The organism is Sulfurimicrobium lacus (genome assembly GCF_011764585.1).
GTDB classification, from domain to species: Bacteria; Pseudomonadota; Gammaproteobacteria; order Burkholderiales; family Sulfuricellaceae; genus Sulfurimicrobium; species Sulfurimicrobium lacus.
Genome location: NZ_AP022853.1, coordinates 3,196,644 through 3,211,590, shown reverse-complemented (window position 1 = coordinate 3,211,590; position 14,947 = coordinate 3,196,644). Strand labels below are relative to the sequence as shown.

Here is a 14,947-nt window from a genome sequence, read left to right as displayed (position 1 = left end):
AATCGATGGCATTCCAGTCTGGCATCACCACCTCCGCCAACGACCTGCTCGACAAGATTCGGCTCTTCGCCACTGGCTCCTGCGGCTACGTGCAACTGATGTATCAAGCGGACGCAGGGTATTTCCGCCTGCATCTGCAACATGCCGCCACCGGGCAGTTCGTCAATCTGCATTCCTACGCGACTTATGTAGCGGGTTATGGCTCGACCAGTTTCAGCAGCGGTCTGGCCTATGCGTCGCAGACCGTGGCATCAGGCTCGTACTCGGTCACGCAACTGTCGGGCAGTGCCGAGTATTTCCTGTTTGGCGGTGATGGCTGGTGTTACTGCATCGTGCAAACCGCGAGCACTACCTATGCGCCGTTCTTGTTCGGAGCGATCACCAAGACCTGCACATTTACAGGAGGCGCCTTCCTGTCGGATACCTACAGCACCTATATGCGGACCGACATCGACGGCAACACCAACAAATGGAAGGTCGGCACCTCGGGGGTAGATGCCGTGCGGGCGTTCTATTCCGGATATGCACGGCAACTGGATAGCTATGCGCCGATTGCATTTAACGGTGTCACGCCGCAGTATCCCGCGACCATCGAGGTCGGTCGCCCAACTCCGTCTGGTTTCTATTCGATGATGGGCTATGCCCCGGGTGCCCGGGTGCTGCGCATGAACGGTCAGTACGTTAACAAGGACGTGGTAACCCTGGGTGGCAATGACTGGATGGTCTTCTCCATGAGCTACGGCGGTTACGGGTTCTTGAAATGACGACTCATGGCCACGTATAGCGGCGCTGTCCTGCCCTCGGGGCTTCCTGGGAATCCCGCCTATGGCGCGGCGGCCAAGTTCCTGCCTGCGCCCTTGACGCTGCCCTATGCGGCAGCGTTGGCCGGCAATCCGCCCAATGCCGGCGTGAAGACCAACAACCTGCCGATCAGCGAGATCGTTTCGGCCTTCTCGGGAAATCTGGTTCGCCAGTTTGAGCAGGACTGGTATCACCACGTCCATCTCTTGCCGGCCACGATCGCACTGGGCAATCTGCTGTCGACACAGATGCGCCAGGTTGAGGTGTGGAACGCGCACTTCGCGTCTCAAACCTTGACGGCGGTGATCGGTGCGAACGATGGCGGTATATCTCTTGCCGCCCCGGCCAATCCGCCAACGACTTACGGCATGCTGGAGTCCCGCCTGCACAACGTCTCGGTGAGCCTCGACGGACCACCCGTGATCGAAGCGGATTTCACCTTCCAGTTTCCGGATGAAGCGCCGACGCTGTCGATCTCGGGCCGACGCGTCGTGGTGTTCGGACTCAAACCCAACTGGGCAGACGGCTGGCTGGAACGCTTGATGTGGGCGACCGACGTACTCACCGCCCGCGACGGTACAGAACAACGGGTCAGCTTGCGGGCCAAGCCGCGCCGCTCCCTGGAGTTCTCGATTCTGGTGGGCAGTGTGGATGCCGCGCTGCTGGATGTGCTGCTCTCGGCCTGGCAATCGCGGGTCTATGCGCTGCCGATCTGGCCTGACAAGGCGGTGCTCACGGCAGCCATCGCAGCAGGCAGTACGGTGATTCCGCTGACCACCACCAATCTCGAATACGAGGCAGACGGTCTCCTGGTGATTGGCTCAGACAGTCGCAACACCGAGGCGGCAGAGGTGCTGTCGGTGGCGAGCAACGCTGTGACACTGAAGCAGCCCTTGCTGCAATCCTGGCCGGCAGGCGCGTTTGTGACACCGGCGCGCACGGCGCGGCTGCGCGTGACACAAGCGGTCTCGCGAGTGACGGACGCCATCGCCACCGCCCGGCTGGTGTTCGATATCGCCGGTACCACGGCCATCACCAAGCAGGACTCGACCACCACCTTCAACTCGACCCCGGTCTGGATCACACGCCCGAACCGGGTGCGCGACGTGGAGAGTGACTATCGGCGGCTGGCCGAAGTGTTGGATTTCGACACCGGCATCACGGCAGTGGATGATCATGCCGCGCGACCCTTCGTGCGCCGTTCCTTCGACTACCTCTTCAAGAACCGCACCGAGGTCGCCGCCTTCAAGGCATGGCTGGCCGCCCGCCAGGGCCGCTTGACCGCGTTCTGGCACCCGACCTGGGAAGCCTCCATCGTCCCGGTCAAGAAAATCCTCTCCAACCAGACGGTGATGACGGTTGCCTCGCGCGGTTACGCACTCTATTTCAACCCGATGCCGGGGCGCACCGAAGCCGCGTTCCTCTACAAAAACGGCACCTGGTATTTCCGCACCGTCTCAAGTTTCGGGGCAGGAACCATCGGTGACGAAGAAGTGATGACGATCAACCAGTCCTTCGGGTTCGACGCCAACCCCGAGGACTGGATCGCCATCTACTTTCTGGAAAAAACCCGACTCGATGCCGACCAGATCGAGATCAACTGGCAGACGGACAGCGTCGTGGAAGCATCCATCCCGATGCTGAGCGTGAAAGCATGACCTACACCACACAGGAAATTTCGGCGGCGGCTGGCCAGCCGGTCGAGCTTTATCGTTTCGTACTCGGTCAGCAGGTATGGACGGTAACGAGTGCCCGGGATGTCATTACCTACCAGGCCGAAAGCTATCAGCCGGCCGTGATCCGTCGCTCAGCCGTCGAGCAGTCGCCCGATTTTGCCCGCAACGGCATTGACCTCGAGTGCGCCCGCGACTTTGCGGTGGCCCAACTCTTCGCGGCGGCACGGCCCAATGGCGTGGTGTCGCTGACGGTGTTCCGCAACCACCTGGGCGACGCCGAGTACATCACCTGGTGGAAGGGACGCGTGGCCTCCGTGGTGTTCAGCGGCAGTACCGCGAAGATTCGATGCGAGTCGATCTTCACGGCTCTGAAGCGGCCGGGCTTGCGCGCCCACTACCAGACCGGGTGCCGCCATGCACTGTTCGATCCGGGCTGCGGGATGAACAACCAAGCCTACAAGGTGGCCGGCACGGTGAGTGCGCTGTCCGGACTGAACGTGACATCAAGCGCCTTGCTCGCGCAGGCGACAGGCTGGTTGACCGGAGGATATCTGCGAGTCGGCGGCGTGCCACGCATGATCACCAATCACTCGGGCGACACCGTCACGCTTTCGGCCGTTCTGCCGGGCATTGCTGTGGGCTCGGCATTTGAAGCCTTTGCCGGCTGTGACCGGACGTTTGCCACCTGCCAGAGCAAGTTCGGCAACAGTCTCAATTTCGGCGGGTTTCCCTGGATCCCCGTCAAGAACCCGTTCGCGGGCGATTCCATTGTCTGAGGGCTGAATCATGTGGGTACAGATTGCCATCTGGGTCATCACCACAGTCATCGGCATGTTGCTTACGCCAAAGCCGCCGAAGCCCATTGCGCCCACGCCGGGCAACCTCGATGTGCCGGTGGCGGAATCCGGAAAGGCCATTCCTGTGCTGTTCGGCACCCGCGTCATTCGTCAGGCCAATGTGGTCTGGTATGGCGACGTCAAAACGACCGAAATTCGTCAATCGTCGGGCAGTGGAGGCAAGAAATGATTGTGACCCATGACGATGCCAAGGCCTTCGGCTACTGCAATGCCGGTCTGCGCAAGTGGTTCCCGCGCGATGGCGTGAGCTTCGATGATTTTCGGCAACAGGGTGTCACGACCGACTGGTTGCGCGCAACGGGCGATGCGATGGCCAGCCGTCTGGCTGAGGCGGTTGAGCAACAGCACGCGCAGCAACAGGAGGCAGCGTAAATGGGCGGCGGCGGTAAAGGCGGTGGCGGTTCATCCACCTATGTCGTCGGCCATCGCTATTACGCCGGACTCCATCTGGCGCTGTGCCACGGGCCGGTGGATGCCGTGACGCGCATCATCGTCGGCGAGCGCACGGCCTGGAGCGGCAGCATCACGTCCTCGCAGACGATCTACATCAACGCGCCCGAACTCTTCGGTGGCGAGTCCCGCGAGGGCGGTGTCCAGGGCTACGTCGAAATCAAGATGGGTGGGCCAGCGGAAACCGTTTCCGGCTACCTGCAGCAGATGCTCGGCAGCATCATCCCGGCCTTCCGTGGCGTCGTGTCGCTCATCGCGCAGCAATGCCTGCTGTCGGCCATGAATCCTTACGTCAAGCCGTGGAGCGTCGAAGCGCGGCGCATTCCCGCACCGGCGGCCTTGGGTGGCGGCAACATCAACAATGACGCGAACCCGTCGCACATCATCTACGAGTGCCTGAACAACGCCACGTGGGGCTTGGGCTACGCGGCGAGCGAAATTGATGCAACCAGTTTCCAGGCAGCGGCCAATACACTGGCCTCCGAACAATACGGCTTGTCGATCTTGTGGGATCGCGAACAACCCTTGGAGGAATTCATCGCCGAGGTGCTGCGTCATATCGATGGCACGCTCTATGTGCATCCGCGTACCGGCAAGTTTGTGCTGAAACTGGCCAGAGCCGACTACACCGTTTCCAGTTTACTGGTGCTCGATGCGTCGAACATTCTGGAACTGGAGAGTTTTTCGCGGCCAGCTGAATCGGAACTGGTCAATCAGGTCACGGTTCGTTACCGCGATCGATCCACCGACAAGGATGGGGCCATCACGGTGCATGACCTGGCGGCGCTGGAACTGGCCGGCGGCGTGGTGTCCTCGGTGACGGTCGATTATCCCGGGGTCGCCAATGGCAGTCTGGCCTCGCGGGTTGCGCTGGGCGATCTGAAACAACTCTCGGTGCCCTTGGCCAAGGCCACGCTGATCGCCAACCGGCAGGCCGCCAACCTGAACATTGGCGATGTATTCAAATTCACCTGGCCCGAGTTTGGCATTGCACAACTGGTGATGCGGGTGGTGCGTATCTCCTACGGCACGCTGACCGATGGACGGGTACGAATCGAATGCGTGGAAGACATCTTTGGCCTGCCATCGGCCTCCTATGTTTCGCCGACACCGACCTCGTGGCTATCGCCGCTGACGTCACCCGCCCCGGTACCGTATCGCCGGCTGGCGGAAGCGCCCTGGTGGTCGGTGGTCAAACGACTGGTCGGGGAGTCGGCCACGGCACGCGCTGAACTGGATCCGCAAGGCGGCTTTCTGGTCGCCTGTGCCAGCCGGCCCTCGGGTGACTCGCTCAACGTCAAACTGCTGACCCGCCAGGGCAGCGCCGCCTACGCCGAAGTCGAAACAATGGGCTTTACGCCCAATGCAACTGTTACCAATGCCATCGACGAACAGGCGACGGTACTCGCCATTGGCAATGGCCAGGACCTGGACGTGGTGAAACTCGACACCATTGCTTATCTGGACAACGAGATCGTGGCAGTCAAGGCGATCAATCTAGTGGCCGGCACGGTGACGGTCGATCGGGGCGTGCTCGATACGGTACCGGCAGCACACCTGGCAGCAGCGCGGCTCTGGTTTGCCGACGCCGTGGAAGCGCTGATCACCGAGCAGTACCTCTCTGCTGAAACACTGCAGGTGAAAATGCTGCCGGCCACCGGCCTCGGTCGCTTGGCAGAATCGGCAGCGCCTGCGGACAGCTATACCTTTGCCGGGCGAATGATCCGGCCTTATCCGCCGGGGAACGTAAAGATCAACAACGTGATGTGGCCGACGGTCATTCTCGGTCAGGCATCTGCGACCTGGTCCTACCGCGACCGGATGCAGCAGACGGTGTATCTGGTGACGCAGTCCGAGGCCAACATCGGTCCCGAAGCGGGAACCACCTACACCATTCGGGTTTATGGCGAGAGCGGCGCTCTCCGGAAAACCGTCACCGGCCTCACCACCACGTCCTGGAGCTATCTCGTCGCCGATGAGGTAACCGACAGTGGTCTGGGCCGCCTCAACGGAAAACTCAAGATTGAAGTTGAAGCGGTGCGCGATGGCTACGCCAGTTGGCAACGGCAGACGCGCATTTTTGATCGCGCCGGCTTCGGACTCAATTACGGCAAATACTATGGAGGCATCTGATGGCAAGCACTGATCCCAATCTCGGACTGACCTACGGCTGGACGCTCGGCGAGTCGGGCTGGAATACCAGCATGGACACAAACTTGAAACGCGTCGGCGCAGTCGTTGGGCTCTCGGTCAAGGACCGGGATCTGACTACGCCGCCAGCGAGCCCCGTCGATGGTGATCGCTACATCATTCCGGCAGGTGCCACTGGTGTCTGGGTCGGCAAGACCAACCAGATCGCCGTCCGCGTGGCGAGCGCCTGGGAATATTACGTCCCCAAAGTGGGCTGGCTCTGCTTTATCGAGGACGAGGCGGTCCTGTCCGCCTACAAGGTTGCCGGATGGAGTGCTGGTGTCGCGATCTGAACTGAATACTTTGCAACCACCGAACCCGCTCTCGAGGCGGGTTTCGCATTTCTGGAGGACTGAACAATGGACGGAGCACAAATCGAGCGGCGCAAGATGGTGACGCTGCCGCAGGAAGAATTCGAGGAAATTCTGGAGCGCGCCGCCGAACGCGGGGCTCGGCATGCACTGCATGAGGTTGGTCTTGATGGCGAGGATGCGGCGCACGACATTCGAGAACTGCGCAATTTGCTCGATGCATTCAACGAGGCCAAGAAAACCGCTGGCCTGACCATCATCAAGATGCTGGTGACCGGCATGGTCATGGCATTGCTGGCCGGCGCCTTCGTGAAACTCAAGCTCTTCGGAGGTGCGCAATGATCGAGACACTACTCGGTGGATTACTCGGCGGTGCGTTTCGCCTCGCTCCGGAAATCCTCAAATGGATGGACCGCAATGGCGAGCGCAGTCACGAACTGTCCATGCAGGACAAGGCGCTGGAGTTCGAGAAATTGCGTGGTGCACAGCGCATGGGTGAGATTGGCGCTGCAGCTGACGCAGCCTGGAATAGCGGTGCGATCGATGCTCTGAAGGAAGCCGTGGCGGCACAAGGCCAACGCTCGGGAGTGCGCTGGGCCGATGCGCTGTCGATCAGCGTGCGGCCGGTGATCACGTACTGGTTCATGGCCCTGTACTGTGCCGCTAAGACGGCTGCCTTCGTGGCTGCCGTGACCGCCGGCGCTGGCTGGGGTACAGCGATCCTTCACGCCTGGACTGAAGCTGATCAGGCACTGTGGGCCGGGGTGCTGAATTTCTGGTTCCTTGGGCGTGTGTTCGACCGGGTGCGGTCGTGATCGACATTCCGAAAATGGCCATCGAACTGGCCAAGCGCTTCGAAGGATTCGAACGCAAGGTGAAGCGCAACGCAGAAATCACCGCCATCCCCTACGTGTGTCCTGCCGGATTCTGGACGATTGGTTACGGCCACCTGTGCGATCCGAAGCATTCGCCAATTACCGAGGCCGAAGCCGAGGTTTATCTGGCTCGCGATCTCCAGTCAGCCGTTGCCGCCACACTGCGCTACTGTCCGGTACTGGCCACCGAGCCCGAGGGGCGACTCGCTGCCATCGTGGATTTTACGTTCAACCTTGGTGCCGGTCGTTTGCAGACGTCGACATTGCGTAGAAGAGTCAATCAGCGCGACTGGCAGCAGGCCGGGGTTGAATTGCGTAGATGGATCTACGGCGGGGGCCGGGTGCTTCCGGGTCTCATTGCGAGGCGTACTCGAGAAGCTGAGTTGCTTTTGTCTCAGCCGTAAGCTAATGCAACGGAAAAGCAACCATTTCGAGCAACCGCTGACGTATGGCGCTTGCGGGGGCAGATAGATCGACCGTTGCAAAGCGGATTGGATGCCCCTGGATAACCACGGTTTCATCAACCAACTCTCCAATCGATGGATGCAACAGTAAACCGGCCGCCTCTTGATTCATGGGGTCAGCGCCTCCCGTCTGCGACATCAGGTAAGCATAGATTTGATAGACGTAACCGCTACGCAACGAAGCTTCCCGGAACCAGCCCTTAGTCACTATTGAGGTGAATTTAGTGTCGATGACGATGCGACGGCCATCGCCAACATGATCGAGCACTACATCCGTGCGCATGGACGGCAAGATCGCATCGATACCCACAGTTTTTTGAGCGATCTGCCAGCTCAGGGGCTTTCCGGCATAAATCTTCCATCCGCCGGGTGACAGCACAACATCGTAAAAGCCAGCCACCGCTTTTTCATACAGGCGACGTGCCCACATCTCGTCGCGGTCTGGTGAGGCAAGAAACTCGCTGCCGTCATCCTCGGTGGGGAGAGCGATATCCAATGCCAACTTGGCCGCCGCAACCATAAATCGATCGTTTGCATCGTGGCGGCCGAACCGATCGGTGCTGACTTCCGCACGAGTCGGGCGAATGCCTGATACACCGAGTCGCTTCAGCGCACTTGCCAGCTTTCGGCAGCGATGTGAAATTGCCGGCTGGCGCACTACGCCGGCAATGACTTCAAGTGCAGCGAGAACATAGCGGTTTCGCGGAGTGTCGATCGTCAGCTCCTCAAACCGACAAGCCACTTTTCCACGGGCAAGAAGCTGGTGCCGCTCTGTCGTCAGCAAATCGATTCGCCCACGTACCCGACTCAACACATCCTCTCGCTGCCTAAAACCAGAACTGAGATTACGGTAAAGCCGTTCCTCGACGGCATGAGCCAATATCTCTGCCACCAGGTCAGGGATGTCGTCCGGATTGTCCTCAACGGAAACCTTCTTCCGGCCAATTTGGCGAAAGAGGTCGGAGGCATAAAGCATCAACAGCCACAGGTTGCGAACAGGGATGCGGCCAACGTGCCCAGGACTATCCAGCACTACCTCATCCTCGGCTGCAACCGAAACCATTACAGCCCCTCAATCAGACGCTGTTGTGCGGCCCGCGACTTGTCCAGTGCATCAAACCAGTATTCATCGAGCAAGGGGCCAATCTCTGTGGCTACCACTTGGCGGAACCACTCCCTGGCATCGCCGTTGATTGCGCCAACCGGTGGGGTCACATAGCTGTGGCCAATACGAAACTGGCGGCCAAGCGTCGAATCCGCTGCAATATCCTCGTTCAACTTGGCAATTCGGAGCTCGATTTCGCCAACGATATCGGCTGCGATGCCGCAGTTATTGATCAACCAATGTCGCCACGGCTGCCCCAGTCTGGGCTCAAGATCCACAAAAGCAAAACGGCGACGCAATGCGAGATCAACCAATGCCAACGAGCGATCGGCGATGTTCATTGTGCCGATCACGTACAAGTTGTCAGGAATGTAGATTCGCTCGTCCGGTTTGCGCCGATAACAGAGTTCCAAGGCTTCATGCGGCGATCGCTTGTCTGCCTCCAGCAGCGTTAGCATTTCCCCAAGAATCTGTGCCGGGTTGCCTCGGTTGATTTCCTCGATCACGACAACGTAGGGATGAGAGGTTCCGCGTGCGGCCTCCACTGCCTCCATAAACGCGCCATCGACCAGCGATAACTTGCCATCTCCCGATGGGCGCCAGCCACGCACAAAATCTTCATAAGAGAGATTCGGGTGGAACTGGACTGCCCGCAGCTTGCGGTGATCACGCTGACCAATCAGGGCAAAGGCCAAACGTTTCGCCAGCCAGGTTTTCCCTGTGCCGGGCGGGCCTTGCAGAATCAAGTTTTTCTTGGCGCGCAGGCGATCAATCAGCCGCTCCAGTTCGGCGCGATCCATGAAGCAGCCGTCAGCCAAAATGTCGTCGATGGAATAGGGTTCGGCGGACAGTTCGGCAATCTCAACGCTTGCGGCTGACTCTCCTGCCTCCGTGCCTTCCTCTTCTGGCTCCGATGGGCTTGCTCCGGGCTCCTTGTGATTCCATGCTGCCAAGGACAATTCGGGAAATGAGTGAACCGGAAACTCCTCATCTTGGAATTTTGATTCCAAGGTGTCCATCACTGTCAGGTAATCAGCTGCATTGCAGCGTTTCTTAGGACCGTGCAAGCCGATAGGAATGCCCAGCGCTTTTGTGATGTAACTTTGCGAACCACTATCCAGACTCAGGAATGCCCACGGCCTCACCCAATAGAGGCCAAAGGTGAGATTCCAGGCCACCCCGCGACGGCCATTGGCATTGTCGAATGCAGTGGCGAAATCATCGCGAACCTTGGCATCCTCGGAGTCGGCGAGGCGAATGCCTGCAGCGAAGACATTCCACAGGGCATCGATATGATCAGCGGGGCGGACATTTTCAAAGCCGAAATACCAGGACTTCAAATTGTTCAGTACCGGAATGCCCTCAAACGACTCGGGAACGGGAACGGTGACGCCCAGAAATTTCGCCAGCTCGGCGGCAATGATCTTACGGTTGTCGTTGGTGATGCCCCGGTTGAATAGGCCAATCGTCGTGAATGGGCAAATGTCCCTGACGAACCCTGTTGTGCCGTCCACGTACTTGTCGTCGGCCAAATGCCCAAGACCATCAACGCGACCGGCAATGTCTCGGATGCCAGCCACCAAGGCAGCGCGGTTGTTGCGGAAGTCGAGCAACTTGTTGGCAATGGCCTCGTAGAACTTGGTCCAGCCGAACCGGCGTTTGTCCGGGGCTGCGTCGCCAAAGCGTTCGGCCCAGTAAGGGGCGTTGCGGAAACGATTGATGTCTTGTGCGGCAGCCTCGAAAGTAAAGTCGATCAATGCCTCGGCAGTCCACTTGTTACGCTGAACCCGCCAGATCGTCGGCTGGTAGGTGTAGAAATACCAGAGCTTGGGTGGCTCAAGGGGGGTCCAGTCTACTTTCACGTGGCGGCCATCCCCAAGATTCTCGGTGATTGTGCCGATGGCTTTGATAGACATCACCGAAACTGTCAGGCCACGACTGTCGAAGGGCAGATCGTGCTTTTGTGTGTACGTCGCCTTGATAGCGATGCGTTCGCCGGGCTGCATGGCGCGGACGATATCGAGGTACTTGTCCTCGTAGCCATTCTCCCAAATGCCCTCTTTGAGAAAGCGGGGTGTCTGATCGTCAGTCCCCCCGTAGCTTGCGCCTACAAACCAATATGACGGATTTTCTGCCCCCACAACCTCACCCCTTTTCTGTTTTTTGTTTCCGGCTCCAAAGTTCCTCACACGGTGCCGGGTGATCGCGGATATCCGACACCTTCTCTCCGCCGAAACCCCACTTTCCCTCCGCCGCATAGTCCATCAACTGTCGCCGGCGATTCTTGCTGGCCCAGCTGCCATGCACACCTTTGGAATCCAGCTTGAGGTAATCCCGCATCAGCGCGGCAACGAATTCAGACTCCGTTTGTGTATTCTCGTCGTGCCGTAGCGCCAGGTCATGTTCCAATTCGCCCGATGGCGTGAAGTAGGCGCTGTTGTCGAACAGAAGCGCCGATAGACTCAAAAGATGGTCAACGGCCGAATCCTCTGTGAGCAACTGCAGGACATCATCGATATACGAGGTGTCCGTTTTCTGGAACACAATGCGGCCTCGTTTGAAATCAGCCTCGGTCGGTGCAACGAGCTTTCCTTCGTCGTCGTTCAAATTGAATTTCGCCTGTGCGGTCAGGTTCGTGAATGACGAGGTCGATACCAACACGCCGCGTACTCTGAACGTCCATTCCGCGCCCTCAAACTCCACTTTTTGGCCGCTGGCCGCCAACTGCCGCTCAACCACATGGGGCATGAACAACGTGGAAACGATCTTGTAGTCCGACCAGCCGCCGCCCGCACCCACGGTTAGTCCCTTGGGGTCGACGAAGCCGAATATTTGCGTGCGCGTCTCGTAGTCCACGATCCAGACGATGAAGTCGGGGTAAAACCAGTCTGAGTCGTCTACCCGCAACCGGAAGGACTCGTCGCGCTTTTCGATATTGCGCTTGAGCCAGATTTCCTTGTTGCCCCATTTAAGCGGCGTCTTGTCGCTCTTGGGGTGATTGCCTGCTGGATACAAACGACGAATCAGGTCGCGAACAAAGGCTTCTTCATGCTCGTCCAGCTTACCTGGCCCGACATCAATGTCATCCTGACGAGGCGAGAGCAGCAAGGGTTGATACACGCTGCCCGGCGCAAGGACTTCGATGGAACCCTGGGGCTCAACGATCAACGGAAGATTGTCGATATCCGGACAAGAGAGCGAGGCTCCAAACAGCCCGCTCTGCACGGGCTGCGCTGGCTTTTTGCTAGGCATTCAGGAAGTCCTTGTAATACTGGTCAGGAATGCCGCTCTCTTGCGCCGCGATCAGGGCGTAGCGACTCTTTCGGTTTTCTTGTTTTCGATACGCGCCTTCAAACAGGCGTCGAACCACCGTGGCTGCTAAACGATTGAGGCGCACAAGATCAGTGGATTCGCGCACATTCAACATGCCCGGCATACCAAGAATCTCGTACTTCTCGCTGGCCAATGCACTGTCGATTGCCTGGCGGTCGAAGGCAAAATTCCACCAGCGTTGGGTACGCTTCCATTCCACCATTTCGCGATACACCCCGTCGCGATCCAGCAACGCGGCCCACTGCTTAAATTCAGTAGTGATGTCCTGGCCGACGAATCCCTGCAATGCCGACACATTGCCGTCCTTGAGCTTTGAAGTAGCAATCGAAGCCGTCAGCGATATCTTGATTCGGTTGATGCCCGTGAGCCACCCTGCACCCATCGCGGACACATGGAAATCAGCAGCCGGTGGGGCGATGGCGCGAACGGATTTCAGAACAGGCGGCGTGTGCTTGCGAACATCACACTCGATTCGTTTTGAATCCGGCACGCCATTGTCGATGAGGCTTTGCAAGAACGTATCGAGGTAGCCTGATTTGAGGCCGAACACGTAGGCTGTCTGCAAGGGCGCAAGTTCTGCCGGTGGCTTATCCAGTCGCTTGCCATTTCCACCCACGCCGGCAAAGCGCACCACGCGACCAAACATTTGAATGATGAGCGATCCCTCGCCCTGGCCAAGACGCAGCAGCGTTAGGCTGGAGGCACGGAAATTGTCCCAACCCTCGGCAAACCGCCGAGAGCCAATCAGCACATTGAGACCGCTACCGGGCGCATCGAGTGCAGCAAACAACGAACTCGACATCGCGTCATCTTCTACCGTCAGCTTGGCCGATTCCAGTGCCTTCTTGAGGCCAGCGGCATCACCGACGTTAACCACGCCGTAATAGTGCGAGGTATCGCCGCGCAGCAGACCCAGTCCCAGTTCGCCGGTGGCTGATTTGATGATGCGCAATACGGGTTTGTCGCCTTGTTGCCAGCCGAAACAATCGGCGAGTACCCGCTCGGCCAGTGCGCTGGCATTCCAACCGACTGTGGCTTGCCGCACCTCGGCAGGCAGCATGTCGGTACCCACGGTCGTCGCAGCAAGCAACTGGCTCATGCTCTCAGTCAGCTTGGCCGGCAGTGACAGCATGGTCGAGAGATAGGTCAGCACATCGACCACGTCCGACGTCTGTTGCTTGTCGTTTTCGTTTTTCAGGCTGCCAATCACCGAGAGGCCGAGCAGTACCCACAGTGGCGAGGCCACTTGCAAACCGAGACTACTCGCTGCCTGTTTCCCCTCGGCCGAACGGAAGCACGCCACCTGGTGCCAGTACGCCAGCAGCGCTGCGGTCATGGTCTGGCGCTGAGCAGTGACGCTGGCATCCTCCTTGGCTTGCACCCGCACATGCCAGAAGTCCTTGCCGTACCGATCCTGGTGGAAACGGTCATACGCGTAGTCGAAAATCACTGCCTTGGCGTAACGATCGAAGGCATGCTCGCCTTCGGCCACCTGACCAAAGGTGGCGGAAAACTCAATCAACATCCCCCGATGTGCTGGCATTGGCGCATCAATGCCAGCCAAGTCAGCTTGCAGGGCCTTCCACACGCTGGCCTCGGATTTTTGCCCCTTGTGTCCCTCGTCGACGAACACCAGATTGCGTCCGTCAGCAAATACCGAGGTCGGCACCGTTACGCCATCACCTTTCTTTTCGGTCGCCAGCTTATTGATGTCCAACACGATGACAGCATCGGGCGGCAAACGTCCCATCGATGAAGCATCGCCATCCATCGGGTAAGCGAATACCTCCCAGGCTGACAGTTCGCGCAATTTGTCGGCGTGCTGACGGGTCAGCGATTCGGAAGGCGTAATGAGGATCAGCCGATCCCAGGAGCGGCGCTTTTCCAGCAAGGCCAGGCAGGCATGCAGCACATGGGTCTTTCCTGCCGCCGTCGCCATCCAGAAAGCAGCCAATTGCAGGTCGGCCTCGACGAATTCCGTTACCGCTTCACCCTTGGGCTTGTGTTCCTCAAGGTGGGCATTCAAGCGAACGAGGAAGGCCGCTGCATCATCGAGCTGGGCATGTACCCAGTGAGAAAACAGCATCAGGGCCAGATACTGGGCATACCGTGGCGCAAAGCGTACTCGGCTACAGGCGAGTCTTACCTCGCCATCCAATGCCGATAAATGAGCGGCATCTCCGGTGCAGACCGAACTGATGGCTTCCAGATACTTGCCATCGGTCAGACCATGGGCTGCGCCGATGTTGTTCTCAACGGTACCCCATCTTTCATACTTGGACTACTGGAAGCGCGATAGATCGCCGTATCAAAATCCTGCAAGATGCCGTTCATGATGTGGGTATTCGTGCGCCAGCCTTGGATGACCATGGTTAGCAGCATGACCAGAAGCAATAGCCGTGGATTGAATGTCAATGAGTTCATGTGACTTGCCCCTAATTTCTTCTGGAGTTGTTTTTAAACATCACGAGCGGCAATAATTTCGGTCACGTGCTAGGGTTTCTGTTCCCGCGGGATTCTTATCCGGAAGTTCTCCTTATTGTTCTTGAAAGTGATGTTCTCCAGGACGACCCCACTTTTTGGAAAGCGATAGGTGTTGAGCTGGGCATCGTAAGTGGGCACTTCTTCAACGGCGGGGTACTTTGCAGAATCATGAAAAACCCCCGTGTGGAAATCCTGAAGGGTGCCGTTCAGGATGCGGATATTCGTGTATTTATCCACGATCTCAATGCCGTTACCCCCTGGATTCTTGAGCAGCCGTCCGCGACCCAGAGTGTGGCCCTGCAGGTCGAGAACAACGTCGCTGGCCCAGATTAGAATCAGCATACTTTCAGCCGGATGATCGGCAAACTCGATGCGAGCATGTAGGTCTTCGGTCAGACAAT

16 protein-coding genes are annotated in these 14,947 nt (G+C 58.6%); 10 read left to right on the top strand and 6 right to left on the bottom strand.

The features are described 5' to 3' along the window. The first annotated feature begins 5 nt into the window (after positions 1-5). The 10 genes from SKTS_RS15550 (at position 6) to SKTS_RS15505 (ending at position 7,564) form a co-directional block, all read left to right on the top strand. A complete protein-coding gene (locus SKTS_RS15550; RefSeq protein WP_173067069.1) occupies positions 6-764 on the top strand; it encodes a hypothetical protein in 759 nt (252 codons plus the stop codon). A 6-nt stretch (positions 765-770) separates the two neighbouring features. After that, the gene (locus SKTS_RS15545; protein ID WP_173067066.1) at positions 771-2,459 is read left to right on the top strand and encodes a hypothetical protein; all 1,689 of its coding nucleotides are present in this window, start codon (positions 771-773) and stop codon (positions 2,457-2,459) included. Then, positions 2,456-3,253: a phage BR0599 family protein gene (locus tag SKTS_RS15540; RefSeq protein WP_173067063.1), complete on the top strand. Its 798-nt coding sequence runs from the start codon at positions 2,456-2,458 to the stop codon at positions 3,251-3,253. Before SKTS_RS15545 ends, SKTS_RS15540 begins: the two co-directional genes overlap by 4 nt. A 10-nt stretch (positions 3,254-3,263) precedes the next feature. Further along, positions 3,264-3,503, top strand: coding sequence for a hypothetical protein (locus SKTS_RS15535; protein ID WP_173067060.1), 240 nt, complete (start codon positions 3,264-3,266; stop codon positions 3,501-3,503). Continuing rightward, positions 3,500-3,706, top strand: coding sequence for a hypothetical protein (locus tag SKTS_RS15530; RefSeq protein WP_173067057.1), 207 nt, complete (start codon positions 3,500-3,502; stop codon positions 3,704-3,706). Before SKTS_RS15535 ends, SKTS_RS15530 begins: the two co-directional genes overlap by 4 nt. Further along, on the top strand, positions 3,707-5,917 hold the full coding sequence (locus SKTS_RS15525; protein WP_173067054.1) for a phage tail protein: 2,211 nt from the start codon (positions 3,707-3,709) through the stop codon (positions 5,915-5,917). Between the two features lie 71 nt (positions 5,918-5,988). Then, positions 5,989-6,267, top strand: coding sequence for a DUF2793 domain-containing protein (locus SKTS_RS15520; RefSeq protein ID WP_198420376.1), 279 nt, complete (start codon positions 5,989-5,991; stop codon positions 6,265-6,267). Positions 6,268-6,333: 66 nt separating this feature from the next. Then, complete coding sequence (locus SKTS_RS15515; RefSeq protein ID WP_198420375.1) at positions 6,334-6,627, top strand: DUF6127 family protein; 294 nt, start codon at positions 6,334-6,336, stop codon at positions 6,625-6,627. Continuing rightward, positions 6,624-7,100 carry a hypothetical protein gene (locus SKTS_RS15510; protein WP_173067048.1) on the top strand — a complete coding sequence of 159 codons (477 nt, stop codon included), beginning with the start codon at positions 6,624-6,626 and terminating at the stop codon, positions 7,098-7,100. Before SKTS_RS15515 ends, SKTS_RS15510 begins: the two co-directional genes overlap by 4 nt. Next, the gene (locus SKTS_RS15505) at positions 7,097-7,564 is read left to right on the top strand and encodes a lysozyme (protein WP_173067045.1); all 468 of its coding nucleotides are present in this window, start codon (positions 7,097-7,099) and stop codon (positions 7,562-7,564) included. The genes SKTS_RS15510 and SKTS_RS15505 overlap by 4 nt, the downstream gene beginning before the upstream one ends. Before the next feature lies 1 nt (position 7,565). On the opposite strand, the gene mcrC is transcribed toward SKTS_RS15505, so the two are convergent. The 6 genes from mcrC to SKTS_RS15475 form a co-directional block, all read right to left on the bottom strand. Next, complete coding sequence (mcrC, locus tag SKTS_RS15500) at positions 7,566-8,687, bottom strand: 5-methylcytosine-specific restriction endonuclease system specificity protein McrC (protein WP_173067042.1); 1,122 nt, start codon at positions 8,685-8,687, stop codon at positions 7,566-7,568. Beyond that, entirely contained in the window at positions 8,687-10,870 is a 2,184-nt protein-coding gene (locus tag SKTS_RS15495) for an McrB family protein (RefSeq protein ID WP_244617365.1), read from the bottom strand. Before SKTS_RS15495 ends, mcrC begins: the two co-directional genes overlap by 1 nt. A 4-nt stretch (positions 10,871-10,874) precedes the next feature. Then, entirely contained in the window at positions 10,875-11,981 is a 1,107-nt protein-coding gene (locus tag SKTS_RS15490; protein WP_173067037.1) for a hypothetical protein, read from the bottom strand. Beyond that, positions 11,974-14,148 (bottom strand): DEAD/DEAH box helicase family protein, encoded by a 2,175-nt coding sequence (locus SKTS_RS15485; RefSeq protein WP_173067034.1) that lies wholly within the window; start codon positions 14,146-14,148, stop codon positions 11,974-11,976. The genes SKTS_RS15490 and SKTS_RS15485 overlap by 8 nt, the downstream gene beginning before the upstream one ends. 137 nt (positions 14,149-14,285) lie before the next feature. Then, positions 14,286-14,486, bottom strand: coding sequence for a hypothetical protein (locus SKTS_RS15480; RefSeq protein WP_173067031.1), 201 nt, complete (start codon positions 14,484-14,486; stop codon positions 14,286-14,288). Positions 14,487-14,555: 69 nt separating this feature from the next. Then, positions 14,556-14,888: a hypothetical protein gene (locus SKTS_RS15475; RefSeq protein WP_173067028.1), complete on the bottom strand. Its 333-nt coding sequence runs from the start codon at positions 14,886-14,888 to the stop codon at positions 14,556-14,558. Positions 14,889-14,947 lie beyond the last annotated feature (59 nt).

Coding starts and splice junctions, on each gene's coding strand:
- SKTS_RS15550 (WP_173067069.1), top strand. CDS start 6: ATGGCATTCCAGTCTGGCATCACCACCTCCGCCAACGACCTGCTCGAC.
- SKTS_RS15545 (WP_173067066.1), top strand. CDS start 771: ATGGCCACGTATAGCGGCGCTGTCCTGCCCTCGGGGCTTCCTGGGAAT.
- SKTS_RS15540 (WP_173067063.1), top strand. CDS start 2,456: ATGACCTACACCACACAGGAAATTTCGGCGGCGGCTGGCCAGCCGGTC.
- SKTS_RS15535 (WP_173067060.1), top strand. CDS start 3,264: ATGTGGGTACAGATTGCCATCTGGGTCATCACCACAGTCATCGGCATG.
- SKTS_RS15530 (WP_173067057.1), top strand. CDS start 3,500: ATGATTGTGACCCATGACGATGCCAAGGCCTTCGGCTACTGCAATGCC.
- SKTS_RS15525 (WP_173067054.1), top strand. CDS start 3,707: ATGGGCGGCGGCGGTAAAGGCGGTGGCGGTTCATCCACCTATGTCGTC.
- SKTS_RS15520 (WP_198420376.1), top strand. CDS start 5,989: ATGGACACAAACTTGAAACGCGTCGGCGCAGTCGTTGGGCTCTCGGTC.
- SKTS_RS15515 (WP_198420375.1), top strand. CDS start 6,334: ATGGACGGAGCACAAATCGAGCGGCGCAAGATGGTGACGCTGCCGCAG.
- SKTS_RS15510 (WP_173067048.1), top strand. CDS start 6,624: ATGATCGAGACACTACTCGGTGGATTACTCGGCGGTGCGTTTCGCCTC.
- mcrC (WP_173067042.1), bottom strand. CDS start 8,687: ATGGTTTCGGTTGCAGCCGAGGATGAGGTAGTGCTGGATAGTCCTGGG.
- SKTS_RS15490 (WP_173067037.1), bottom strand. CDS start 11,981: ATGCCTAGCAAAAAGCCAGCGCAGCCCGTGCAGAGCGGGCTGTTTGGA.
- SKTS_RS15485 (WP_173067034.1), bottom strand. CDS start 14,148: ATGCTGTTTTCTCACTGGGTACATGCCCAGCTCGATGATGCAGCGGCC.
- SKTS_RS15480 (WP_173067031.1), bottom strand. CDS start 14,486: ATGAACTCATTGACATTCAATCCACGGCTATTGCTTCTGGTCATGCTG.
- SKTS_RS15475 (WP_173067028.1), bottom strand. CDS start 14,888: ATGCTGATTCTAATCTGGGCCAGCGACGTTGTTCTCGACCTGCAGGGC.